Source organism: Ruegeria sp. CF8 (genome assembly GCF_056537285.1).
In genome coordinates this window covers 84531-109930 of record NZ_JBQFRG010000008.1, presented here as the reverse complement: position 1 = coordinate 109930, position 25400 = coordinate 84531, and the positions used below count along the sequence as shown (strand labels likewise).

Annotated in this window: 21 protein-coding genes; 9 read left to right on the top strand and 12 right to left on the bottom strand. The window is 53.7% G+C overall.

Annotated elements, in window-relative coordinates:
- Positions 1 to 46: 46 nt before the first annotated feature.
- Positions 47 to 1339, bottom strand: coding sequence for a CaiB/BaiF CoA transferase family protein (locus tag ACR0EV_RS17810; RefSeq protein WP_480801329.1), 1293 nt, complete (start codon positions 1337 to 1339; stop codon positions 47 to 49).
- 110 nt (positions 1340 to 1449) lie between these two features.
- On the opposite strand from ACR0EV_RS17810, the gene ACR0EV_RS17805 reads away from it, so the two are divergent.
- Complete coding sequence (locus tag ACR0EV_RS17805) at positions 1450 to 2325, top strand: LysR substrate-binding domain-containing protein (protein ID WP_480801328.1); 876 nt, start codon at positions 1450 to 1452, stop codon at positions 2323 to 2325.
- Between the two features lie 204 nt (positions 2326 to 2529).
- Here ACR0EV_RS17805 and ACR0EV_RS17800 read toward each other — a convergent pair whose 3' ends face one another.
- The 9 genes from ACR0EV_RS17800 to ACR0EV_RS17760 form a co-directional block, all read right to left on the bottom strand.
- Complete coding sequence (locus ACR0EV_RS17800) at positions 2530 to 3558, bottom strand: 5-oxoprolinase subunit C family protein (RefSeq protein ID WP_480801327.1); 1029 nt, start codon at positions 3556 to 3558, stop codon at positions 2530 to 2532.
- Positions 3555 to 4277 (bottom strand): 5-oxoprolinase subunit B family protein, encoded by a 723-nt coding sequence (locus tag ACR0EV_RS17795; protein WP_480801326.1) that lies wholly within the window; start codon positions 4275 to 4277, stop codon positions 3555 to 3557. Before ACR0EV_RS17795 ends, ACR0EV_RS17800 begins: the two co-directional genes overlap by 4 nt.
- A gap of 6 nt (positions 4278 to 4283) precedes the next feature.
- Positions 4284 to 5057 (bottom strand): LamB/YcsF family protein, encoded by a 774-nt coding sequence (locus tag ACR0EV_RS17790; protein ID WP_480801325.1) that lies wholly within the window; start codon positions 5055 to 5057, stop codon positions 4284 to 4286.
- 27 nt (positions 5058 to 5084) lie between these two features.
- Positions 5085 to 6389, bottom strand: coding sequence for a TRAP transporter large permease (locus ACR0EV_RS17785; protein WP_480801324.1), 1305 nt, complete (start codon positions 6387 to 6389; stop codon positions 5085 to 5087).
- A gap of 12 nt (positions 6390 to 6401) precedes the next feature.
- On the bottom strand, positions 6402 to 6926 hold the full coding sequence (locus tag ACR0EV_RS17780) for a TRAP transporter small permease subunit (RefSeq protein ID WP_480801323.1): 525 nt from the start codon (positions 6924 to 6926) through the stop codon (positions 6402 to 6404).
- A 69-nt stretch (positions 6927 to 6995) separates the two neighbouring features.
- The gene (locus tag ACR0EV_RS17775; RefSeq protein WP_480801322.1) at positions 6996 to 7973 is read right to left on the bottom strand and encodes a TRAP transporter substrate-binding protein; all 978 of its coding nucleotides are present in this window, start codon (positions 7971 to 7973) and stop codon (positions 6996 to 6998) included.
- Positions 7974 to 8072: 99 nt separating this feature from the next.
- Positions 8073 to 9242, bottom strand: coding sequence for an aminotransferase-like domain-containing protein (locus tag ACR0EV_RS17770; protein WP_480801321.1), 1170 nt, complete (start codon positions 9240 to 9242; stop codon positions 8073 to 8075).
- A 197-nt stretch (positions 9243 to 9439) separates the two neighbouring features.
- Complete coding sequence (locus tag ACR0EV_RS17765) at positions 9440 to 10111, bottom strand: GntR family transcriptional regulator (RefSeq protein ID WP_480801320.1); 672 nt, start codon at positions 10109 to 10111, stop codon at positions 9440 to 9442.
- Positions 10112 to 10306: 195 nt separating this feature from the next.
- The gene (locus tag ACR0EV_RS17760; RefSeq protein WP_480801319.1) at positions 10307 to 11089 is read right to left on the bottom strand and encodes an IclR family transcriptional regulator; all 783 of its coding nucleotides are present in this window, start codon (positions 11087 to 11089) and stop codon (positions 10307 to 10309) included.
- A 168-nt stretch (positions 11090 to 11257) separates the two neighbouring features.
- On the opposite strand from ACR0EV_RS17760, the gene ACR0EV_RS17755 reads away from it, so the two are divergent.
- The 8 genes from ACR0EV_RS17755 (at position 11258) to ACR0EV_RS17720 (ending at position 21948) form a co-directional block, all read left to right on the top strand.
- The gene (locus ACR0EV_RS17755; RefSeq protein WP_480801318.1) at positions 11258 to 12397 is read left to right on the top strand and encodes a TAXI family TRAP transporter solute-binding subunit; all 1140 of its coding nucleotides are present in this window, start codon (positions 11258 to 11260) and stop codon (positions 12395 to 12397) included.
- Between the two features lie 97 nt (positions 12398 to 12494).
- Positions 12495 to 14450: a TRAP transporter permease gene (locus tag ACR0EV_RS17750; protein ID WP_480801317.1), complete on the top strand. Its 1956-nt coding sequence runs from the start codon at positions 12495 to 12497 to the stop codon at positions 14448 to 14450.
- Complete coding sequence (locus ACR0EV_RS17745; RefSeq protein WP_480801316.1) at positions 14450 to 15925, top strand: class I adenylate-forming enzyme family protein; 1476 nt, start codon at positions 14450 to 14452, stop codon at positions 15923 to 15925. Before ACR0EV_RS17750 ends, ACR0EV_RS17745 begins: the two co-directional genes overlap by 1 nt.
- Before the next feature lie 57 nt (positions 15926 to 15982).
- Entirely contained in the window at positions 15983 to 17167 is a 1185-nt protein-coding gene (locus tag ACR0EV_RS17740; RefSeq protein ID WP_480801315.1) for an acyl-CoA dehydrogenase family protein, read from the top strand.
- A gap of 3 nt (positions 17168 to 17170) precedes the next feature.
- A complete protein-coding gene (locus ACR0EV_RS17735; protein WP_480801314.1) occupies positions 17171 to 18250 on the top strand; it encodes an acyl-CoA dehydrogenase family protein in 1080 nt (359 codons plus the stop codon).
- The gene (locus tag ACR0EV_RS17730; RefSeq protein WP_480801313.1) at positions 18247 to 18633 is read left to right on the top strand and encodes a PaaI family thioesterase; all 387 of its coding nucleotides are present in this window, start codon (positions 18247 to 18249) and stop codon (positions 18631 to 18633) included. Before ACR0EV_RS17735 ends, ACR0EV_RS17730 begins: the two co-directional genes overlap by 4 nt.
- A gap of 39 nt (positions 18634 to 18672) precedes the next feature.
- Positions 18673 to 20760 (top strand): 3-hydroxyacyl-CoA dehydrogenase NAD-binding domain-containing protein, encoded by a 2088-nt coding sequence (locus tag ACR0EV_RS17725; protein WP_480801312.1) that lies wholly within the window; start codon positions 18673 to 18675, stop codon positions 20758 to 20760.
- Between the two features lie 9 nt (positions 20761 to 20769).
- On the top strand, positions 20770 to 21948 hold the full coding sequence (locus tag ACR0EV_RS17720) for an acetyl-CoA C-acyltransferase (protein WP_480801311.1): 1179 nt from the start codon (positions 20770 to 20772) through the stop codon (positions 21946 to 21948).
- A 649-nt stretch (positions 21949 to 22597) separates the two neighbouring features.
- On the opposite strand, the gene ACR0EV_RS17715 is transcribed toward ACR0EV_RS17720, so the two are convergent.
- Positions 22598 to 24241, bottom strand: coding sequence for a choline dehydrogenase (locus ACR0EV_RS17715; protein WP_480801310.1), 1644 nt, complete (start codon positions 24239 to 24241; stop codon positions 22598 to 22600).
- 99 nt (positions 24242 to 24340) lie between these two features.
- The gene (locus ACR0EV_RS17710) at positions 24341 to 25309 is read right to left on the bottom strand and encodes an ABC transporter substrate-binding protein (protein WP_480801309.1); all 969 of its coding nucleotides are present in this window, start codon (positions 25307 to 25309) and stop codon (positions 24341 to 24343) included.
- Positions 25310 to 25400: the final 91 nt, after the last annotated feature.

Here is a 25400-nt window from a genome sequence, read left to right as displayed (position 1 = left end):
TCCTCCCTGAACATCGTGAAATCTACCTGAGTGCCCTCGGTTCTGCTCACCCCGATGCGGCCCTGTTTTTTGATGGTGCCGCGATGGCGCTTTGCGTGTCTCCGACCACGCCGGAGTTTCGAAGCGTCGCCAATTGCTCGGGTGTCAGCCCCAGGATGCTGTTCAGCACATCATCGCTGTGTTCTCCGAGATCTGGCGCAGCGTTCATTTCCTGCGGCGGCGTTTTGGACATCTTGATCGGCGAGGCCACGCCGACTACAGATGTCCCATCCGCATTGACCGGCGCCGTTTGCATTCCCCGAGCGCGCACATGCGGATCGGCGAAAACACGTTCGAGGTCATTGATCGGACCGGCGGGCACACCTGCGCCGGCCAGTTCGGCAATCCACCAATCTGTCGTCTGCTGGGACAAGATGTCCTGTAGGATCGGGGCCAGCACCTCGCGGTTGCCAACCCGTGCCGGATTTGTCGTGAATCTTGCATCTTCTACTAACTCTGGACGCTCGACCAGCTGGCAGAAGCGTGCAAATTGCCGATCATTCCCAACGGCCAGAATAATATGCCCATCAGCAGTGGCGAATGACTGGTAAGGCACGATGTTGGGATGCGCATTCCCCAGCCTTTGTGGTGAAGAGCCAGTCGACAGAAAATTAAGCGCTTGATTGCCCAGCGAAGCAACCTGCACGTCCATCAATGACATGTCGATATGCTGGCCCTCGCCAGTCTGGTTGCGATGTTGCAAAGCCGCCAAAAGCCCGATCGTGGCATAAAGGCCCGTCAGGATGTCTGTCAGTGCGACACCGGCCTTCATCGGTTCACCACCGGGCATTTCGTCGGGGCGGCCCGTAATGCTCATAAGCCCGCCCATGGCCTGGATCATGAAATCGTATCCAGCCCGCGCAGCATAAGGGCCAGTTTGGCCAAACCCGGTGATCGAACAATAGATCAGATCAGGCTTGAGCGCAGTCAGACTGTCATAGTCGAGGCCATATTTGGCGAGTCCGCCAACCTTGAAATTCTCGATGACAATGTCGGATTCGAGGACAAGCGCGCGTATCAGCTCTTGCCCTTCTTCGCTGCCGATATCAATGGCGACGGACTTCTTTCCCCGGTTCGCCGAGTGGAAATATGCAGCGCCACGATCACGTCCCGCGCTGTCGGTCAAGTTGGGCGGTCCCCAGCTTCGTGTGTCATCGCCAGATCCGGGCCGCTCAATCTTGATAACCTCGGCACCCAAGTCGGCAAGGATTTGAGTGCTCCATGGTCCGGCAAGAATGCGCGTCAGATCAAGCACGCGAACGCCATGCAATGACTTGGGTGTATTGGAATGACCTTGCACGTCACGCCTCCAGAAGCCTTGGAAAATTGGAAACATTAAGTCATGACTTTAAGTCATATATGGCTTAAAGATAGCGGAATAATCTCATCAAATATTGAGTTTAAGTCACTATGCGCCGTCACATCCCCACGACATCCATGCTGCTGTGCTTTGAGGCTGCGGCCCGTTTTGGAAACTTCAGCCGAGCCGCAAAAGAACTATCTTTGACGAATAGTGCCATCAGCCGATCGATTCAAAGCCTTGAAGACTTTCTGGGTGTTCCGCTCTTCATTCGCGACAAACAGCGTGTCCATCTCAACGATATCGGTCAGAGCTATCTGGTCTCGATTTCTGAAATACTGGAGAGGCTGGAGTCTGAGACCGCCATGGCGATTGCGCGGGCACAGATTGACCCGGTACTGAAACTTGGAACCTACCCGACATTTGGGTCACGTTGGCTGATGCCGCGTTTGCCGGATTTCACAGAACAGTATCCAAACGTGCCACTTACTTTCACAACTGGCGTCAAGCCGTTCAATGTGCATACCGGAGAAGTAGACGTGGCGATTCAGCACGGGCATGGTGACTGGCGCGACAGTCACACGCTCAAGTTATGGCATGAATATCTGATCCCTGTGGTTTCGTCAGACAATCAAGTAGACCCTGCTCGCTCACCCGAGCAGATATCGGACTTCATGTTGCTTTCCCTTCAAACCCGACCATTGGATTGGGAAATTTGGTTCTCGCATTACTCGCTAGCGAAGCCAACGGGGCATACCGGACCGGTTTTCGAAACATACGGTATGTTAATCGGTGCCGTGCGCGCTGGACTAGGTGTGGCTCTAGTTCCAGAAATTTATGTGCGAGAAGAGTTAGCATCAGGTGGTTTGATCGCCGCATTTGGTGAACCCGTTGCCAGCGGAGCTGCGTTTTACGCTGTATGCGACGTAAAGCGGCGGGGAGAACCAAGCATCAGATCCTTCTTTGACTGGCTGAAGATGCTCTGAAGGCCGATATGCTGAAGCCAAAGGTTCCGCTAAAAATTCGTAAGTTTTCCCCTATTGGCTTTTTTGCTTAAAAATTCCGAACCAATCCTTTTTCATGAGCCCTACGAATTATCCGCTGGCGGCGCTGGTGGATATCGCTGTCACCCTGAGCGCACCAATGTACACGGTCGAAACTACGCAATAAACCAAGACTAATCAGCCATTTCAGAATTCAAAACCAAAAACTCCGCTGATCAGGTTCTCTGTATAAAGCTTGCTCAGAAAATCCGACCCGTCGGCCGGCCGAAGGTTCGCAATTTTTGCGAGCAATTCGTTTTCTACTTGCCGTCTGATGTTTTCAGCTTGACCAACGTTGACGGCAGCAAATTTCAATTCGCTACCAGGCATCGCGTGAGCCAACCGCGGTAAATCGCTTGAGATGACCGTTGCAATTTTGGGGTAGCCCCCTGTCGTTTGACAGTCCGCCAACAAGACGATTGGAAGACCATGACCAGGCACTTGAATCGCACCTGCCACAACACCATCAGAGGGGATGTTGAAGCCAGACAAATGATCGATTACCGGACCATCGAGTTGCATACCCATCCGATTGCTCTTGGGGCTGACGGTGTAACTTGTGTTTAGAAACGCTTCGATAGCCGCAGAAGAAAAGTAATCCGCCTGAGGTCCCAATACTACACGGATTGGACCTAGATCCCGTCCGCCAAACTTTGGCGGAGCTGTAAGATCAGGCGCTTCCGGGGCGTTTTCCAGGCATAGCGGCAGGTGGTCACCCTCGTGAATTGCTCTGCCCTCAAAACCCCCTAGTCCGGCCTGCTGGTATGTTGCGCAGCTGCCAAAGACTGGTTTCACATCGAATCCGCCCGAGACGGCAAGATAAGCTGTTGCTCCGCCTTTCAATGCGCCTACACGTAGCGTCGTACCTCGAGTCAGCGTTGCACTGCGCCCCGATTGAACGGAACCAATTTGGGGATCATCGGTTTCAATCACGCAATCAGCGCCGACAAGTGCGACACGAACCGTCTCCGCACCAACTTGTAATTTTGGTCCTGCCAAACGTATTTCGAGGCAGCCCGTCTCAAGCGCGTTCCCGACCAAAGCGTTCGCAAGACGCATCGAGAATGGATCCAATGCACCCGAAATCGGAACGCCCAAAGCTTGCATGCCGGTCCGACCAAGATCTTGCAGGGTCGTGAACACGCCAGCCTGCAAAACCGTCAGTTCTGCGGTCATTGCCCCGACCTCGCGATCAGCTCATTTCGAAGTTGGCCTGCGTCATCCGCTAGGTCTCTAAATTCAGAAGCACATACTCTTTCAAATATGACCTCATCGCCTGGTTGTAGAAGTACCGGAGCCTGCGAGTTGGGCGCAAAGAGCTCAATTGGGGTACGTCCGAGCACATACCATCCAGTTGGGTTTTCAACTGGATAAATTACTGTTTTCGCAGTCGCAGTTAGGATCGCCCCGGAGGGAACACGTGCAATTGGTTCCTTTCTACGCGGCACATACAGGTCTTCGGGAAGGTCGCCAAGGTAAGGCTGGCCTGGGGCAAATCCCAGCATATAGACACTCTGAACGGTCTGAGTAAGGACCTTAATAATCCTTTCGACAGGGACACCCGTTTGGGCGCTAACGGATTTCATATCCGGTGCGTATTCGCCTTCGAAACACGCCGGCAAACACCAACGCCTTGAAACAGAATGGCTTTCTGGGGCGAACTCCGGCAAGATGGTTTTGATGTACTCTGTCAACGCCGCGTTAGAAGTTCGACAGGGATCATAGTGAAGGGTAACCGATCGATAGGTCGGCACCGTTTCGGTGACCCCGTAAGGAAGTGCCTGATTTAGAACGGCATGAAGGCGCAATGCGCGCGTGTTCGTAGCGCGTAGGTTCTCACCTTCGAACTCAACTGTTATGCCAGTGTCGCCACACGGCAAGTAATCCACCTTCATAACTGTTCAGGACAACGTTTTGTGCATGGGAACGATGTCTAGGCCCGCCGCTTCAAACTGACCACGCAAGCTGCGGGCGATGCCAACGGCGGCAGGGCTGTCACCGTGTACGCAAACCGTGTCGATCTCAACCTCGATGCGTTTGCCCGCGAGACTTTCGATTGCCCCTTGCTCAATAAACTTCAGGATGCGGGGGCCAGCAATTTCTGGATCTTGAATCATGGCACCTTCGACGCCGCGAGGAACAAGCATGGCATTGTCGTCATAGGCACGGTCGGCGAAGATTTCGCGGGACATTCTAAGACCCATCTTTTCTCCCGCTTTCTCCAATTCACTTTTGGGGAGGACGACGAACAGTAAATCCGGCGCAATTGCCTTCACTGCGCGGGCCGCGGCCATCGCCAGGTCTGGGTCAACACAGGACATATTGCCCAACGCACCGTGGATTTTGTAATGCGTAACTTCCGTTCCTGTAGCACGAGCCATGCCTTGTATTGCGCCGACCTGATAGATCAGCATTTTTTCTACTTCCGAGACATCATTCACTTTGATCTGACGTCGACCGAAACCCCATAGGTCGTTGAAGCCAGGATGCGCGCCAATACCGACTCCATTCCGGCCAGCCCGCACAAGAGTGTCGTGCATGACCAGCGGATCGCCGCCGTGAAACCCGCAAGCAACATTTGCTGAACTTATGATGTCCAACATCTCTTCATCATGACCGATTGTGTAAGCACCAAAGCTTTCGCCTAAGTCAGAATTGAGATCGATAACTGCCATATTCTCTTCTCCGGTTAAGGATCTTCTTCAGCCTCGGAATTCCACTTGGTTCGGCAAATAAGTTACGATACCGGGGAACACTGTAATCAAGAATACCAGCACGATCATGATCAAAAAGAACGGGAAAGTCGCGCGTGCAATCCGACTGATTTTCTCACCGGTCATGCCCTGAATAACAAAGAGGTTGAAACCTACGGGCGGTGTAATTTGCGCCATCTCGACAACAACCACCAGAAAGACTCCGAACCAGATCTTGTCGAACCCTGCAGCCTCGATTAATGGCAAGGTTATTGGAAGCGTCATGACGATTGTCGACATCCCTTCCAGCACGCAGCCCAGTCCGATGTAAAACACCAGCAAAAGCATAATCAGCATGAAGGGCGACAGTTCCAATGCGGCAATCTGCGTGGCCACGGCGCGCGGGACACCCAGATAACCCATCGACACCGACAAAAATGATGCCGCCGCGACGATCAGGCCGATCATCGAAATTGTACGGATGGAACCATAAGCAATCTGCGTAATGCTCTCGCGTGTCAGAGTCCCCTGTACTCCGCTGACGATTAGTGCGCCAAGTACACCCACTGCCGCTGCCTCAGACGGGCTCGCGAAACCGCCGTACATTGACCCGATGACGACGATTATCAGAAACAGGACAGGGCCAAGGTGTTTAAGTGCGACGATCCGGTCATGCCAGGTGGACGCAAGGTCTTCTTGTGGCACCTTGCTGGGATCTAGTGTTGTGCGCAGGCCTAGGTAGCTCATGTAACAGCCAGCTAACAACAAACCGGGCACAATACCTGCGATAAACAGCTTGAGGATCGAGGCTTCCGCCAAAACTCCGTAGATAATCATGATGATCGACGGTGGAATGAGGAACCCCAACGTCCCTGCCCCGGCTAGCGAGCCCATTGCCAGGTTCTTGTCGTAACCGCGTTTAAACAGCTCCGTCATTGTGATCCTGCCAACAGTTGCAGTGGTCGCAGCAGATGAACCAGAAACCGCAGCAAACAAGGTGCAGCCCAAAACGTTGACGTGCAACAAGCGGCCCGGCAGTTTTGTTGTCCAGGGGGTCAGGCCCGAAAACAGCGACGAAGATAGTTTTGATCGAAACAAAATCTCCGCCATCAGGATGAACATCGGCAAAGCGATCAACTCAGGCGTCGTCGAAGAGTTCCACGTCAATTGCGCAAAGAGCTTGTCTACAGGCATACCTTTAAAAATGGACAAGCTGACGACACCGACAAAATACAGTGCGAGGCCGATCCAGACACCTGTCCCTAAAGCGAGAAGCAGGAGGCAAATTATGGTCAGGGCGACTAAGGCGATCATTTAAGTTGCCTCCTACTCGGTGCCAAAGGCGTCGAGGGCTGCTTCGTCTTCAGGTGGCTCGTGCAGAAACAGCCGCAAAAGCCTTGCGATCATCTGTAAAGCCAAGAGGACGAAACCCAACGCTATTGCGCTCTGTGGAATGAACAACGGTGTGGCGTCCACTGTGGGGGATGTGCTGCCCCTTTGAAAGGACCGCCAAGCAAAGGCAACCATCGAGTTCGCGGCAAACAATGTCATGCCGATCCCTATCAGAGTAGCAAAGATTTCCATGCGCCATTGGCCCTTGGGTCCAAGAACACCGCGCAGCAATGCCACTCTGACGTGCCCCCCGGTTCGCAATGTGTAAGCGGCACCGCAAAACACAGCGACGGCGAAAAAATAAGCACTGAATTCCCACGCAAAGCTGAGCGAGTGGCTGAATAACCAGCGAGCAACAACTTCGGCGATAATCAGGACTGCAATCCCGAAGACAAGAATGACTGAAAGTACAGCAGTCCAACGGCTTATCCGGTCGAGTATATCAAGAACTCGGAGCATGTTTTTCGCTTTCTGGAGAGGTTCCCGCGCAAAAGCACGGGAACAGACTGGAAGAACAGCAAGCGTGCGTCAGTTGCCGACGACCGCGTCGAGAACTGCTTCGGCGTTGGGGTTGGCTTCAATGAAGGCCGTTTTTTGGTCTTCTGTCGCTGCGCGCATCGCTGAAAGCATCTCGTCGGTGACATCACCTATGATCATGCCGTTTTCCTTCAGGATCTCCAGCTTCTCAGCATCTTCTGAACGACTCACTTCCCAGAACTCCGGCTCAAGCCGCGCGGCAGCTTCCTCAATCGCAGCTTGGTCTTCCTCGCTCAGGCCGTTCCAGGCATCAAGGTTGACAGTGATTGCATCAGAGGACCACACGTGACCTGTTGGGTAGAAATGGGTCAGAAACTCCCAAAATTTTCCGTCCACTCCCGAACTGGCCGATGTTGTTACACCGTCGATCGTGCCCGCTGCCAGCGAGGGCACCACTTCGCCCCAAGGCAATTGAACTGCGGTCATACCAATGGCATCGAACAATTCCGTCGTAGATTTAGAATACGTCCGGATCTTGATACCTTCCAGATCCGAAAGCGTTTTGGCCTCGGATTTCGTATAGATACCTGGCGCGGGCCAAGGAACCATGTAGAGGACCTTCTGATTGTGTCGCGCGGCAACCTCATCTACGACCGGGCGAAAATGCTCATGCATATCCCGAAGCTCGTCATAGCTCGTAACCAGATAGGGGATGGATTCCATTCCAAGTATCGGCTCTTCACCCACCTGCTGGCTAAGGTAAACGTCACCGATTGGTGCCAGACCATCTCTGATCACTCCCAACATTTCGGGGCCTTTAAAGCCCAGAGAGCCTCCAGCATGCACCGTAATTTTTACGCGACCATCGGTAACCTTTGCAACTTCATCCGCAAATGTCTGAGCGTTCTTGGTGTGGAAGTTCCCATCCGGCCAAGGAAGAGGCATATCCCAATCTTCAGCCATAGAGGGCGCAGCAGCACCAAAGGCGATCGCCGCTGCAGCCAGTGTGGACTTAAAAAGAGTATTCATAGTTGTTTCTCCTAGTTGGCAGAGTTTGAGGCCGGGCATCGGTTCATTTTTTAGCTTCTGTCGTACGCCCGGCTTGGTTCTTCGTTTGAATTGTGCGGCTCAAGCCCTCATTGCATTGTAAGCTCGACCTAGGCGACGTATCCCCTCGTGAATGGTGTCTGGGTCGACGTAACTGTAGGAAAAACGTAGAAAATGCCCTGGATCTTCGACCGGGAAACACAAGCGCCCACTTCCAACTTCAACGCCATGTTCAATAGCCTTGGAAGCTAAAGCATCGCCAGATACCTGTTCTGGCAGTTCAGCCCATAGAAAGTACCCGCCTTCCGGCTTCCTTACTTTGGCGTCGGGTAGAAACTCCACCAAGGCATCGATCATGGCATCACGATGCACCCGCATGGTTTTAGTCACGATCTCGATATGCTCATGCAGCTTGTTCGACCGGATCGCTTCGATCACAAGCCGTTGGGTAAAGGGGCAGGATCCGCCATCTGATTTTTGCAGCCCCATGCGACGCACGATCTCGGTGTCGCCAATAGCCCAACCGATACGAAGTCCTGGAGCGAGGATTTTCGATACTGTTCCAATCGCGACGACACGACCGGTCTCGTCCATGGACTTGATCGGCGGTACGGCCTCACCTTCGAACCGAATGCGACGGTAAGGGTCATCTTCTAGAATGACAAAGTCATACTCTTCGGCCAGTTGCAGCAGATGCCTGCGCCGTTCCAACGACATCGTTATGCCCGTTGGGTTGTGAAAATCTGGTACGTCAAAAAGCAATTTTGGCAACGGCTCTGCATTTTCGAGCATGGTTTCCAGACGTTTTTGCAGGATGTCAGTTCGCATGCCATTCCCATCCTGAGGAATTGCCACAAAGCTCAAGCCATGCTGACGCAAACATTGCAATGTTGTCATATAGGTCGGTGCGGTCACGATGATTTTGTCACCCGGCTCAGTAAAAACCCTGCACGCCAAATCAGTTGCGTGTTTAGCACCATTGGTCACCAAAACGTTTTCTGGACTACAGATCACTCCATCTTCAGCAACGTAGCCTGCAATCGCTTCGCGAAGCGCAGGCAACCCCATGAGCGGCCCGTATTGCATAACTTCGGACAAGTATTCCTGTGCTGAAGACGCAGCCTCACGCGACAGGTCAGGCAAGATCGGCGGGTAAGCGGAACCGACGCTCAGCATGATAACCCCTGCGGCGTGGTCATACACGGATTTGCCAAGGACCTCTGCCCGTCTTGAATATTTGAACCTGTTCATTCCCATGACCAAACCTTTGTGTAGAGCTTCAATATAGCCGAATGGCCTTTACTATACATTATATATAATGTTTCATTCGAGCAAGAGAATTGAACTCCCTAGAGAAAGCCTCATGAATTCAAAGATGAATTGCTAGGCTAATGCGGTACGCGTCCTGCTCCCCGCTGACTGCAAAGATCGAATCAGATCAAACGCCTTTACTCATTCTCGCGCGCCAGGAAGGACAGCAAGTCATCCAAGCCGTTTGAAAGATGCTCTACTTGCACCGAAGCAGCCGCTTTTGAATCTCGCTTTTCCAAAGCCTCAATCAATCGCTGATGCTCGGAAATGGACTTTTCCAAGCGCCCCGGTTCACTCCAAAGTGCGTACAAGGGAAACGAAGATTTCAACCGATCGATCGTCCAAACAAGTGCGGTGTTTCCGCAAGAACTGAAGACCGTGTTGTGAAATTCACGGTCGATTGGATTGACAAGCGATGCATCGTCATCTGCTCTCATCAGTGCCAGTTGATCATTTAACTTCCCAAGCGTTCTGATAAGTTCCGGGGTCGCAAATTCAGCTGTCAGTCGTACCGCTTGTTCTTCAAGGATCTGACGCACAGAAAAGATCTCCCGAAGCCTCTTCTCGTCTATTTCTTTAACCTTAATAGAATGGTGCTTGTGTCTATCGACGATTCCATTCCCCATCATCACAAGGATTGCTTCTCGGATTGGCGTAATACTCAGATCTAAGTCTTCTGCTATCTGCCGCTGGCTGATAATTTGGCCCGGCTTATAAAGTCCCGCTTCAATCGCATTCCGTATCGCTATCTCGGCAACCTCCCGTTTCGTAAGTTGTTCAGGAATGGATGCTGACCTGCGTGATGTCATTATTGGTGCGCCTTTGTGTTCTCCAGCTATCAAAATATAATGCGAGAGACGAGTTTGAAAGCTAATCATCGCAAGGCACGATCAAAGCAATGCATGACAACGAGATATTCTAGTTCAGCCTTAGAAACTCAGGCCCTGTCGCAAGGAATCCCAAGTAAAAATCGCTGAAAATAACGGAACATAGCTCGAATTCAACTATGCTGATGACAGTTTTCTACCAGTATCCACAAGTCGCTCAGCGTAATCGCTTTCCAACTCGGCACTGGATGCAAGAAACGAAGGTCCGCCCACATTAAGGCCATAGACGGTTGAGCCGTCCAGCGAGGTCACTGGAACAGCTATTGCATTGATCTCTTTCTTCCAATCGCCAAAGCTGCGCACGTACCCAAGTTCGCCATAGTCACTTACGGCGCTATCGACGCTGGCCTGGATACGCGCCTTTTGCTCGGGAAATTCTGCCGCGCCGAGTGAAATTGCCGCCGCCCGTGCTTCTGGCTCCAGACGAACGAGAATGGCTCGTCCAATTGCGGAATAAAACAGGGGCAGCCGCGCTCCGACATAGAGAGACAAAGTCACGGCTTGAGTTGACTTTTGCGTGGCCAAATAAATCGCTCGGTTGCCCGCTTGTTCAGCAAGGGCAACGGTGATGTAGGGGTTGGGGCCCGCGCTCAGGGCTTCCATTTCGGGTTGATAAAGCTCGCTGACGCTCATGGCGGACAGCGCACCGAAACCAAGCTGAAGCACTTTCGCGCTCAGCCGATACTCTCCAGACTCGGGGTTTCGAATCAAATGCCCCGTTCGGGTCAAAGTATGTGTAAGCCGCGAAATCGTGGGTTTTGCCAGGTTTGATCGCGCAGCCAACGCCGCATTCGAAAGGTACCTGCTCTGACCATCAAAGGCAGATAGGATATCAAGCCCGCGCGCCAGCGCCGTTACGAATTGCCGATCAGTTTCAGCGGCTTCTTCGGGATTTTCCATCAAACACACCCCTCGAATGGTTTTGCAACCATTTCGCTATGCGAACCGAATGTCAATTTAAACTGGATATTTCACGATATTTTTAGCTGGTAAGTTGACTCAAATGCGAATTTGCGAAATATGCGTTCGCATAGCGGACTACATTCACATTCGAGGAGGACTAGATTCATGAAATTTCTGACCGCTTTGGCAGCCGTCGCAGTATTGGGTGTCTCAACAGCCGCCAATGCAACCGACCTGGAACTGCCAAAACAGGTATCCTGGACGGCTTACGGCACGGGTACTGCCGGGTATAATCAGGCTGTTGCGATTGGCGCTGCTCTGCAGACCGCCACGGGCACCAACCTTCGGGTTCTGCCCGGTAAAAACGACGTTTCGAGGACCGAGCCGCTGCGTCAAGGACGCGTGCAATTCTCGGCCACGGGCGTGGGCGGTAGCTTTATGGCGCAAGAAGGCGTTTTCCAGTTTGGTGAAGAAAAATGGGGGCCACAGCCTATTCGGCTGCTGATGGCGAACTCGGGCGGTGCAATAAACCTGACCGTTGGTGTGGCCGGCGATCTGGGCATCAAGGAATTTTCAGACCTGAAAGGCAAACGTGTTGCCTGGGTGACGGGCGCACCTGCCTTGAATGCAAACACAACGGCTTATCTCGCCTATGCGGGTTTGACCTGGGATGATGTAGAGCGGGTGGATTTCGGTGGCTATTCTGCATCGTGGAAAGGTCTGATTGAAGGTCAGGTTGATGCAGCTTTCGCATCCACAAACTCGGGCCCCGCGTACGAGGCAGCCTCTTCCCCACGTGGTTTGTTCTGGCCTGAAATCGATGCCAACAACACTGAAGGCTTGGCGCGCATGAAAGAAATAGCGCCGTTCTTTCAAACAAATACGGCCAAGGTTGGTGCAAATATCGATGGCACTGACGGCCACAAGGGTGCTGCATATGCGTACCCGGTTCTTGTCACAACTGGCGCACAAGAAGAAGATCTCGTCTATAACATGACGAAGGCGATGATTGATCTGTACCCGGAATATGACGGCAAGGCGCCGGGCATTGGTGGCTGGTCTATCGACAATCAGGACTTCGAATGGGTCGTCCCTTACCACGAAGGTTCTATTCGACTGTTCAAAGAACTTGGAGTGTGGACCGACGCCGCCCAAGAGCATAACAACGAGCTGCTTCGCCGCCAGCAAGTTCTGCAGGACGCGTGGAACGAGCTGAAAGAAACCGGCGCGGAAGATTGGGCTTCTGCATGGGAAACCAAGCGCCGCGAGGCCCTGAAAGCCGCCGGTCTTCAGGTCGTATTTTAAGCACTCATATTCGATCCGCCCGATCCTGCGGAAACGTTGGATCGGGCGACACCAATTCTCTGCGGCGCTTTGAACGTGCCAACGAACAGGTTTTGTTATGCAAGAACTTGAAAACGAAGTTGGAACGGCGGAAATCTCTGACACCGGCCGCAATCTTGCGCTGATTGTCGGCACGACCGCTGCGATCCTTCTTGTGGTTCACCAGTTGTTCAATATTCAGCTGTTCGGGATCGTGCTGCTAGATGGTCGGTATCTTGCGCTTCTTGCGGCCATCTTTCTGTCGTTAAGCTTTTTGGTTTTCAACATTCGTGGTCAGCGTCTTGGGCCGGTGGCCTTCTATGACTGGATTCTTGCCGCCATCGCGCTTGCGGCTGGCATCTATCTGGCCTCAGTTGCAATGCTGAACTTGTCTGAAGGTTGGGAATACGCAGCCCCACAAACAGCCCAATGGGTGGGCTATGTTTTCTTCGCCCTCGTTCTGGAGGCCACGCGCCGAGCGGGCGGCAAGGTTCTGTTTGTGATTGTGGTGCTATTCTCGCTTTATCCAACCTTCGCGGGGCATGTACCCGATCCGTTTTCCGGATTTCAAAGCACATTTTCCGAAGCCATTTCCTATCATGTCTATTCGTCGGAAAGTATCTTTGGAATTCCCATGCGCGCATTTGGCGGCGTTGTGATCGGATTCATCATCTTTGGCGCCGTGTTGCAGCACACGGGTGGCGGGCAGTTCTTCAATGACCTCGCCCTCGCGCTGGTCGGTCGATACCGTGGTGGAGCCGCCAAGGTGTCGATCTTTGCCAGTGGCTTTATGGGGTCGATGTCGGGCAGTGTGATTTCCAACATTCTGACAACGGGTGCGGTATCGATCCCGGCGATGCGTCGCACCGGTTTTACCGCAAAAACGGCTGCCGCGACCGAGGCTTGCGCATCAACAGGCGGTGTTTTGATGCCGCCCATCATGGGCGCGACGGCGTTTGTCATGGCCTCGTTCTTGTCGATGCCCTATGTCGAAATTGCTATTGCTGCTGCGATACCGTCCCTGCTGTTCTATTTTGGCCTGTTTGTTCAGATTGACGCCTATTCTGCGCGTCTTGGTCTGCGTGGCATGTCCGGACCGGATCTGCCCCGACTTCAAGAAACATTGCGCGGCGGTTGGGCCTATGTGCTGGTGTTTGCAGTTTTGATCTTCATGATGATCGTGCTGCGACAGGAAACGGCCGCACCGTTCTATGCGACCGTTTTGTTGCTTGTCGTCAACCAAATCCTTCCCCGCCACCGCCTTACAATTGGTGGGCTGATCGAAGTTCTGAAACGTGTCGGGACCGGCCTGACAGAACTGACCGCCATCATACTTGGCGTGGGTCTGATTGTCGGGTCGTTTTCAGCCACAGGTCTTGCTGGAACGCTGGTCAACGAACTGCTGGCGCTGGCAGGCGATAACGTCTTTATTCTTTTGATCGCCGGCGCAATGACCGCATTTGTATTCGGCATGGGTATGACAGTAACGGCCTGCTATATTTTCCTGGCGGTCGTGCTTGCTCCGGCATTGGAGGCCGGTGGTCTCAATGTGCTCGCCGTACATCTGTTCATTCTTTATTGGGGAATGGTCAGCTATATCACGCCTCCGGTTGCGCTTGGCGCATATGCCGCTGCTACCATGGCTGGCACAAGTGCGATGAAAGCGGGACTTGAGGCGATGCGCCTGGGTAGCGTGATCTACATCGCGCCTTTCTTCTTCGTGCTCAACCCTGCGCTTGTCGCGCAGTCGTCGCCAGCCGAAGTCATTCTTGCGGTCAGCTGCGCGTTGTTGGGCCTCGCTTTGATTTGCATGGCGCTGCAGGGGTTCGTTATCTTTGTCGGATCGCTCTCAGGTGCCGGAGAGATCCCGTTGCGCATTCTTCTTTTTGTTGCTGGCTTCCTAATTGCGCTACCAGAAATGGAGTATGTGGGCGTACCGTTTGGACCTAGCCTGATTACTGGCTTGATCGTTGCAATTCTACCTCTTTCCGTCGCCTTGCGCCGTCGCACAGAGTTTTCAGGAGAAAGAACTTGATGAACCGGATCCACGAAATTCTGTCTGAAGCGGATCAAGATGCTGTAGCACTCTCGGACCATGACGGTCGAAGCTACACATATGGTGAACTTAATGAGATGAGCCAGCAAGCCGCCCGCGGCCTAGCGGCCCACGGAGTGCGTGCAGGCGACAGGGTTCTACTGATAAGCGAAAACTGCGCAACCTATATCGTCGCCATTTTTGCGCTGAGCCGGCTTGAGGCTTGGGCCGTGCTGGTCAACGCCCGTCTTACCGATGCAGAAGTCACCCGCATAACCGAGCTTAGCGACGCCCGCTGTGCCCTTTTCACACCCGAGGTTTCAACGGCATCCAGCGCACACGCAAACCGAATGGGCCGGGTCGAGCTTGAACCTTTGTCATGTGGATCGCTTACTGTTTCGACCATTCGCGACGTGCCGGTGGAACCTGTCGAGCCTGACGCGACGCAAACCGCGGTCCTGATCTACACGTCTGGAACAGTGGGCGAGCCAAAGGGCGTGATGCTGACCCATGGGAACCTACTGTTCGCATCTAAGCTATCTGCGAGGGTCCGCCGCGTCACGTCGTCTGATGTGATGCTGGCCGTTTTGCCGGGGACGCATATCTTTGGCCTCACCTCGGTTTTCCTTGGCGCTGTTCGCGGTGGTGCGCGTTTGATTGTGCGCCCTCGTTTCGATGTGGACGATGTGATTGAGCAACTGAAAACAGCAACGCTTTTTCCCGCCGTTCCGCAGATATTTGCCGCCATCAACAAGCGCCTGCATGAACGGAACGTTGAAAAAGCCGATCACAATCTGCGCTATATCTATGCGGGTGGCGCGCCCTTGGACTTAGCGCTCAAGACCCAGACCGAAGAACTTTTTGGCCTGACACTCCACAATGGCTATGGGCTTTCGGAATGCTCTCCAAGCGTGGCGCTTACTCAGATGGACGCCCCACGCGATGACAGCGCTGTCGGCCCCCCGCTGCCGGGAGTTGAAGTGCGAATTAAAGATCCGAATAATGACGGCGTGGGTGAGTTATGTGTCCGGGGCGAGAACGTCATGAAGGGCTATTTCCGGAACGCCGAAGCAACGCGCAAAGCCATGACGGAAGACGGCTTTTTTTGCACCGGGGATCTGGCCAAACAAGAAGAAGACGGCACGCTGCATATTGTGGGGCGCTCGAAAGAGTTGATCATTCATTCAGGTTTCAATGTCTACCCGCCAGAGGTCGAGGCCGTTTTGGCCAGCCACCCTGCCGTGACCTTGGCCGCCGTTGTGGGCCGAACCAGAGGCAGCAACGAGGATGTGATCGGTTTCGTCAGCGCCCACAAAGAAGTTACAGAGGCAGACCTGCGCGAATGGGTTCGCGAACGCATGGCACCCTATAAGGTACCTGCACGTGTGGTTGTATCGGATGCGTTGCCGCAAGCCGCAACAGGTAAAATTATCAAACACAAACTGCTGTCTCAATTTGCCGATGTCTTGGATTGAACACACAGCGCGGAATGAATGGCACAGTTGCCCGAGAATGATGCGAAGGGACGCGAAATGAATCTGGACTACTCGGAAGCAGAACAAGCCTTTCAGGCTGAGATTCGCGCATTTTTGGCCAACAACCTGCCCGGTGATCTCGTTGAAAAAACAAGCTCGGGGCGTGAGCTTACCAAAAGCGACATGGAGCGTTGGCACGCAATCCTGAATGCCCGCGGCTGGCTTGCGGCGACCTGGCCGCAAGAGTATGGCGGCGCGGGTTGGAATGCTGTTGAACGCCATGTTTTTTCCGAGGAATGTGCCCTTGCGGGTGCCCCGCGATTGTTGTCGTTCGGACTTGCGATGTTGGGCCCAGTTCTGATCCGTTACGGGACTGACAAACAGAAGGCCGAGTATCTGCCTCGTATTCTGGATGGTCAGGATTGGTGGTGTCAGGGTTTTTCCGAGCCGGGTGCCGGTTCGGACTTGGCAAGCCTCAAAACCCGCGCCGAGCGTGATGGCGACCACTTTGTCATTAACGGCCAAAAGACATGGACAACGCTTGGCCAACACGCCAACCGTATCTTTTGCCTTTTGCGCACGTCGCAAACAGACAAACCGCAACAAGGCATCAGCTTTGTTCTCGTAGACCTCGATACGCCGGGCATTGAGATGCGCCCAATCCGGCTGATTGACGGTGGTCATGAGGTGAACGAAGTCTTTTTCACCAACGTACGTGTGCCGGTTGAAAATCTGGTTGGCGCAGAAAACGAAGGCTGGACGGTGGCGAAGTACCTGCTGACCCACGAGCGGACAAACATTGCTGGTGTTGGCTTTTCGGCCCGCGATCTTGAGCGTTATCATCAAATGGCCGCTGTTGTGCGCCGCGATGGTCAGCCTGTTTCAGAACATCTTCTTTATGCTGCACAGGCTGTCGAACTCGAAGCCGATCTGGAAGCCTTACGCGTTGCCAATTTGCGCGCCCTTGCAAGAACCAGAGATGGTGCAGCAGGCGGGATTGACAGTTCGCTGATGAAAATCCGAGGAACCCAAGTGCGTCAGGGTATTCTAAGCCTTTATCGGTCGGCCCTTGGTCACGCGGCCGCGCCGGATGCAGAAAGCCTTTCTGACAATCAACTCGCCCTGCCGCCCGAAGCCGCCCGCGCCGCGCCTGTTTATTTTAACAATCGCAAGCTGTCGATTTACGGCGGTTCCAATGAAATCCAACGCAATATCGTTGCAAAAACACTATTCAGGGACTGACAGATGAATTTCGAACGCAGCGAAGATCACGCGATGCTGGCTGAAATGTTCGGTCGGTTCTTGCGAACAGCCAACACGCCAGAGCGACGCAACGAAACGGCTTGGACGGCGCCTTTCTACGATCAAGCGGCTTGGGCGGAAATGATCGAATTGGGAATTCTGGGTGCTTTTGTATCTGAAGAGCTCGGCGGTTTGGGCGGCACAGCTGAAGACGTTTCGGTTGTTTTCGAAGAAGTCGGAAGCGCACTTAGCACCGATCCTTATCTTGGCACCTTGTTGGGTCTGCGCCTTTTGGCCGAGAGCGATCAAATCGATCTGGTCCAGCAGGTCATAACCGGCGATCGACGCCCTGCCTTTGCGGTTTTTGAACCGGAGGTCTCTCAAGACCTCTCTCAACTGTCCACTACCGCAGACGCGAATGGCAGGCTGACTGGCCGCAAGTCGTCAGTCTATGGTGCGCCAGATGCCGATCTTCTGCTGGTCGCGGCCAAAAACGATCAAGGTCTTGGTCTGTATCTGGTCGAAGACACTACAAGCGCACAAATCATCGCTGCCCCCATGCAAGAAGGCGGAGGCATCGCTGATGTGTTGTTTGAAGAGACCCCGGCGAAGCTTTTGAACGCGGATGGGACGACCCTGATCGAGGATGTTTTGGATTTGGGTCGTATCGCACTTTGTTCCGAGGCCGTGGGCGCTATGGATACGCTTATCGCCATGACGACAGACTACCTCAAACAGCGCAGGCAATTTGGTCGCAACATTGCGTCATTCCAGGCGCTGCAACACCGTATCGTGGATATGATCATGTGGGCGGATCAAGCCCGATCGATCACAATCCGTGCGGTTGCAAGCTATGGCACCGCCGATCAGCGTCGGCACACATCGATGGCCAAAAACCTTATCGGACGCGCGGCTGAACTTTGTGCGGAAGAGGCAATTCAGATGCACGGTGGTATTGGAATGACTTGGGAATACCCCGGCGCGCACTATGCTAAGCGATTAATAATGTTGGATCACCAATTGGGTGGACGCCACGATCACGCAATGCGCTTGATTGCCCTGAAGAAAGAGAATGCGGCATGAACAAAGACGACGAATCCGCCGCACAGAGCTTTGTTGGATATGAATCCAGTGTCTTTGACGAAAGCCGAGGACGATGCGCTCTGGACATCGGTTCGCAGCACCTCAATCGTGCGAGTGTTTTGCACGGGGGGTTTGTCGCGATGCTGTTGGACAACAGTTGCGGTCTGGCTGTGCGAAATGACAGCGGTGATCCTGATCGTGTGGTGCTTACGATGTCTTTGTCGGTGAACTACATCGCGTCTGCACGTTCAGGCCGCGTTGTGGCGACAGGCAATGTCACCGGTGGTGGCAAGAGCACCAGATTCGCCTCTGCAGAGCTGCACTCAGAAGACGGCACTTTGCTGGCGACCGCTTCAGGTGTTTTCAAACTGCTAAAAAAGTAACGAATATTCACCCTCTTTGATACATCAACAGGACGCGCCATGACCTCAGCTGTCTCATACGATATTCAAGACGGCATTGCTGTCATTACGATCGACAATCCTCCTGTAAATGCACTTTCACAGCCTGTCCGTGCCGAGCTGCTGTCACTGGCGAAGAAAGTGTCCGAGGATGCGGATGTGCAGGCCGTTGTTGTGGCTTGCGCGGGCCGTACATTTGTGGCCGGAGCCGACATTCGCGAGTTCGGCAAACCACCTGTCAGCCCTTTCCTACCGGATGTTATCAATGCGTTGGAGTCCATTCCAAAACCCACTGTTGCTGCGATGCATGGCACGGCTCTTGGTGGTGGCCTTGAACTGGCACTTGGGTGTCACTATCGCGTGGCGACCCCAAAAGCGCGCTTTGCACTTCCCGAAGTGACATTGGGTCTTCTCCCCGGCGCTGGTGGTACCCAGCGTCTGCCGCGCTTGGTATCGATTGAGACGGCGATCGATATGATCACAACAGGAAAGCAGATTGGTGCGGAACAAGCCGCCTCGATTGGGCTTGTGGATCTCGTCACTGATGACGCTGATGTAACTGGTGCATCCATCGCATTTGCAAAGAAACTGGTCCACGACGGCAAAGGCCCCCGCCCTGTTTCCGCGCGGGATATCAAACACGATGATCCTTCGGTTTTTGAGCAAGCCCGGCTGAAGCTTAGTGCAACTCGCGCAGGGCAGCTTGCGCCCTTTGCCTGCCTGGATGCGTTGGAAGCTGCAACGAAGTTACCTTTTGCCGAGGGGCTTGCCGCGGAACGGAGCCTTTTCCGCAAGATGATGAAAACCGATCAACGCAGTGCCTTAATCCACGCCTTCTTCTCGGAACGCAAAGTCGCCAAATTACCTGAGCTCGAGGGTGTGGCCCCTAGGGATGTGGCGCAGATCGGTGTGATTGGTGGCGGCACGATGGGGGCAGGAATTGCAACATCGGCCCTGCTTGCGGGTCTGGACGTCACATTGATCGAACGGGATTCCGAAAGTGCCGAACGCGCGCATCAGACCGTTGTGCGCACGCTTTCTGGTTCCGTTAAGCGTGGCAAGATTGATCAGGAGATGTTTGAAAAGCTGACGACGGAACGCTTCCGCGCCGAAAGTGACTATGCCGCGTTGTCCAACGCGGATCTGGTCATCGAGGCTGTTTTTGAAAGTATGGAAGTAAAGCGGGACGTTTTCACGCAACTGGATAAGGTCTGTAAACCAGGCGCTGTGCTCGCCAGCAACACCTCTTACCTCGACATCAATGAAATTGCCCAAAGCACAAGTCGTCCGCAGGATGTCATCGGTCTGCATTTCTTTTCCCCCGCGCATGTCATGAAGCTGCTTGAGGTCGTCGTTGCCGACAAAACCTCGCCCGAAGTGGTCGCAACCGGTTTTGCACTGGCGAAAACGATGGGAAAAATTGCCGTGCGTGCGGGTGTGTGTGACGGCTTTATCGGAAATCGCATTCTATCCCACTATCGCAAGGCGGTAGATGGTGCGGTGTTGGCAGGTGCAAGCCCCTTTGCCGTCGATTCCGCGTTGCAGGAATTTGGCCTTGCCATGGGACCTTTCGCCGTAAGCGATCTTGCCGGTCTGGATATCGGCTGGGCAACGCGCAAACGTCTTGCTCCGACGCGAGACCCTCGCGAGACTTATGCCGAATTCGCTGATCGTATTTGCGAGGCGGGCCATTTTGGTCGCAAAACAGGCCGTGGTTTCTATATCTACGGTGAGGGTGCACCGATACCTGATCCTGAAGTGGATGCTATCATCGCCAATGAGCGTATGGCCAAGGGGATCAGTCCACGCGAACTTGATGCTGAGGAAATCGTGGATCGCTTTATGGCGGCGATGGTCAATGAATCTGCCCGAGTTGTTGCAGAAGGCATCGCGTTGCGTCCACTTGATGTGGACGTTGTTTTGCTCAACGGCTATGGGTTTCCTCGCTGGCGCGGGGGTCCGTTGCAATATGCTGATACCGTTGGTCCTGCGAAAATTCTTGAAGATATTCAAAAGTTTGCCAAAGAAGATGCGTTCTTGTGGCAACCCGCCCCCCTACTCGAACAGCTTGCCGCTGAAGGCAAACTCTTCTCTAGCCTGAACAATTGAGGACGACCCATGAAACAAGCCGTCATTGTCTCAACCGCGCGTACTGGTCTTGCGAAATCTTACCGTGGCGCCTTTAACGAGACCCATGGTGCAACCATGGGTGGCCATGCAATTGAGCACGCAGTAAAGCGCGCCGGCATCAACCCCGACCTGCTAGAAGATGCGTTCATCGGTTGCGGTTATCCAGAAGGCTGGACCGGCAGCAATATCGCCAGGCAAACCGTCGTCCGAGCTGGTCTGCCCGTGACCGTAGCAGCGACGACGATCAACCGGTTTTGTTCGTCGGGTCTACAGGCCGTGGCCATGGCGTCTCATGCGATTGTGCAAGAAGGGGCCCCGGCTGCTATTGCCGGAGGGGTCGAAAGCATCAGCCAGATGCCCCCGTCGCGACCCCCACAAGCCCAGGAAGCATGGATCGTAAAAAACAAGCCAGAGCTTTATTTTAACATGATCCAGACCGCGGATATTGTCGCCAAGCGCTATAATGTCAGCCGGGATGCACAAGATGAGTTGGCGTTGGAAAGCCAAAGACGTACAGCGGCCGCGCAAGCCGCCGGGAAGTTGGACGATGAGATTGTGCCAATCACTGTTACTCAGGCGTTCAAGAACAAAGAAACCGGTGAAGTCACTCGCAAAGACGTGACCTTCGGCATGGATGACTGCAATCGCCCCACGACTTCGTTGGAAGGCCTTGCAGGTCTTGCTCCGGTGCAAGGCGAGGGCAATTTCGTGACGGCGGGTAATGCGTCTCAGTTGTCGGATGGTGCATCCGCGCTTGTTGTTATGGACGCTGATGTCGCCGCCCGCGAAGGCATTGAACCGCTGGGCGCGTTCAAAGGATTTGCTGTAGCTGGCTGCGAGCCTGATGAAATGGGGATTGGTCCGGTCTTTGCCGTCCCACGTCTTTTGCAGCGTCATGGCCTTTCGGTCAGCGACATTGATCTCTGGGAACTTAACGAGGCCTTTGCCAGCCAAGCGCTGTACTGCAGAGACCGCTTAGAGATTGACCCGGAAATTTGCAACGTCAACGGCGGATCTATCTCCATCGGCCACCCATTCGGTATGACCGGGGCCCGCATGACAGGCCATCTTTTGATCGAAGGCAAACGGCGCGGGGCGAAGCTTGGCGTCGTTACAATGTGCATTGGCGGCGGCCAGGGGGCTGCCGGTCTGTTCGAGATATTCTGAAGGAAACTAGGATTAGTCTCACTGTTGAGCCCATCTGTTGTGATTCAACACAAAAGACTGCGTTTTCATGTTCCAAACGAGTTCAAAATTAGTAGCAGTTTGAAATTTAATGGACCCAACACCTGTCGATGAAGTAGCCAGCAGCATCCAAATAACCAATGGCCAAAGCCCGGCAAAATTCAGCGCCATTGATCGTGAAAAATCGCAACAAAGAAAAAGCGCATATAAAGTTTCACTGCCCGGTGAAATCGTTCTCAGATAATGCTCACTCCTATCGACGGATCGTTGGAGCGGAGGACCACCGATACATTCTGCACATCCATTGCATTCATCACTCCGACCAAAAGTAGCGCGGTGAACTGATCAATGGCGGCCGCACCGCCTTGACACGTCTCCGCGTTTATCGACAAAGGTTTCAATCACTGCAAAGAGAAAAAGCAAACTTGGCCAGGGTCGGGACCATCCGAAACATGCGAAAATAAGCACAATCACTTTAATTTGCCAGGCGTGAGAGGAAAAGTCCAGTCGACCGGTCAGCCGGTCCAAGTTGCTTGTATTGTCACATTGCTGGAGCACCAATTCGACTGATGCGATAGTCTCAATTGTCTCGCCCGTCATCCAACTCAACACAGCTATGCCAACCAGAGTTCTAGCGCGAGCGACCCCTGAAATAATCCAACTCCACAGGCGTAAGCGCTTCTTTGCCCAAGGCCTTGTCAGCGATTTTTTCGCCGATCATCATCGCTGGTGCGTTCAGATTCGCGCTGAGGACATTTGGTAAAATCGACACGTCCGCGATCCGCAACCCTTCAATTCCGTGAACCAGACCTGCATTATCGACAACGGCCAAATTATCGTTACCCATGCGACAGGTCCCGCACGGATGATAACCACTTTCCATATGGGCACGCAGGAACGCGTCGATCTCGGCATCGGTTGAGATGTCCGCGCCTGGAAAGGCCTCGCGGCCACGGAACCTATCGAACGCGGGCTGCGCTACAATTTCACGGGCCAAACGCACGGCGTTTCGTGCAACCGTGCGGTCATGTTCGGTTTGCAAGTAATTAAATGTCATCCGCGCAGGTGCGCGTGGATCGGCAGAGGCTAGCGTCAATTCACCCACGCTGGTTGGGCGCATCGGCCCAACACCCACGGCAAACCCGTGGCCTTTTATCGATTGCTCGCCGTCATAGGACACCGCAATAGGAATAAATGTGTTTTGCACGTCGGCATAATCAATTGTTTCGCTACTTTCTATGAAGCTGACGGATTCAAAGTGGTTGGTCGCGCCCCAGCCGGTACGGCGCGCAATCCATTCCAGCCCAATTGCCGCCTGTTTGAGCGGGTTTTTAGCGCTATAAAGCGTCACGGGTTCAAGACATTCGTATTGAAGGTAAAAATCGCCGTGATCTTGCAGATTTTTCCCAACACCCGGCAGCGCGTGGCGCAATTTAATGCCGTGGCGCGCCAGTTCTTCGGGAGCTCCGATCCCGGACAACATCAACAGGCGTGGGGTGTCTACGGCACCCGCGCACATGATGACTTCGCGCTCGGCTTCGATCGATTGCGGGCCGGACGAGCCCGCGATTGTAACACCTGTAGCGCGATTGCTTGACAGATTCACCGACAGTACCTGCGCCCCGGTTTGTACGGTGAAATTCGCGCGGTCTTTGGTCGCGGGTAGGTAAGATTTTGCACTGCTCATCCGCGTCCCATTGGCAACATTGCGATCAAAATGGGCGAAGCCTTCCTGCTGCGCGCCGTTCATATCTTTTGAAAGAATATAACCAGCCTCCTGCCCAGCATCCAAAAAAGTCTGCGCCAAAGGCGTGCAAAATTCGTCAGGGCGCGTCACACCGACTGGGCCGAACTGTCCTCGGTAGGGGCTTTCCCCTCCGGACCAATTCTCCATGCGCCGAAAATAGGGTAAAACGTCCGCATAGCGCCACTCGTCACACCCGGGCAGGTCGCCCCATGCATCAAAGTCGCGAGGATGACCACGGACAAAGGCCATGCCATTGATAGACGACGATCCTCCAATAACCCGCCCCCGGGGATGTTTGATCCGCCGACCATCCAAATATGGCTCTGGATCGCTGAGGTATTGCCAATCATAGGTCTTGTGACCCATCAAATGTTCGAGTCCGGCAGGCATGTGGATAAACAAACTGCGGTCCTTGGGACCGGCTTCCAGAAGAAGAACTGAAACGCCCGGGTCCTCGCTGAGGCGTGCTGCCAAAGCACAGCCTGCTGATCCCCCACCAACAACAATGAAATCGTAGCTCTTGGTCATTTTTTTCTTCCGGTGATTTAGATGCAGAAGGGCGACGAAGCGCCCTTCAACTTGTCAGTAGCTGTATGTGTTCAGAAGCGTTGATCGCTTATTGATGCCTTAGTTAGCCATGGCAGCATCTACCCAAGGCTGCCAGATCGCCTGATTGTCATTGACCCATTGATCAACCGTTTCTTCAAGATCAGCCCCTTCAACGTCAATTGCCTGCATCAACGGAATTTGGACGTCGTTTGTAATTTGGTAGTTTTGCAAGAACTTATAGGCCGCAGGCCATTTGTCCTCCATTCCGGACCAAACGATTTTGATTGTCCCGGGTGCTTCAATCCCACAGTCCCACGTTTTGTCCGGGTTTACGCCCCAGGATGGGTCTTCGGTACAAGCGGGTTCGTATGCAGGCAAGGTCACCCAATCTACTGGAACCTCCCCGTGAATCCAATGCGGCGTCCAGAACCAAATCAATAATGGCTGTTTCGCCTGTTGGGCCGCCTTCATTTCTGCGATCAGCGCGCCTTCGCTGCCAGCGGGCACCGGTTCGTAGTTCAATCCAAGCGCTTCGATGATCTTGGGAGAGCGCGTACCCCAGTCCGCTGGGATGTCGACAATGCGCCCCTTCGGCAAGGTTTCTGGTGTTTGAAAAACACCAACACAATCGTTCAATGCTTCCCAGCTTGGCAAGCCTGGACACAAGTCGGCGACGAATTTTGGATAGCTCCATCCTTCCGCGGGTGTTAGACCGCTTTCGCCAAGATTCACAACTTGGCCTTCTTCTAGGGCTTTGGGTAGAACCTCACCCAAGTTGTTGCTCCACACTTCCATATTGGCGTGGATCTCACCTTCGGTCATAGCGATGAACTGAGGTTGGACCCCGGCTACAACATATTCAACTTCGTATCCCATCCGCTCCAAAATTTCACCCGCAATGGTCGTGGACAGGTGCTGACCTGTCCAGTCGTTGATCGCCAACTTGATCGGGTCAGAGGATTCCGGGACATCGGCAAATGTGGCGGTCGCGCACAGCAGAGCCGTCGCGAAAGTGCCAGACTTCGTGAGATTTACAAATCTAGACATCTGTGTCTCCCTAATTGACTGCACCTGATTGTTGTTCAGGCCTTCTTCTCGATGCGTGTAGACTACCGAGAACTCACCAAGTCGCGTAAGA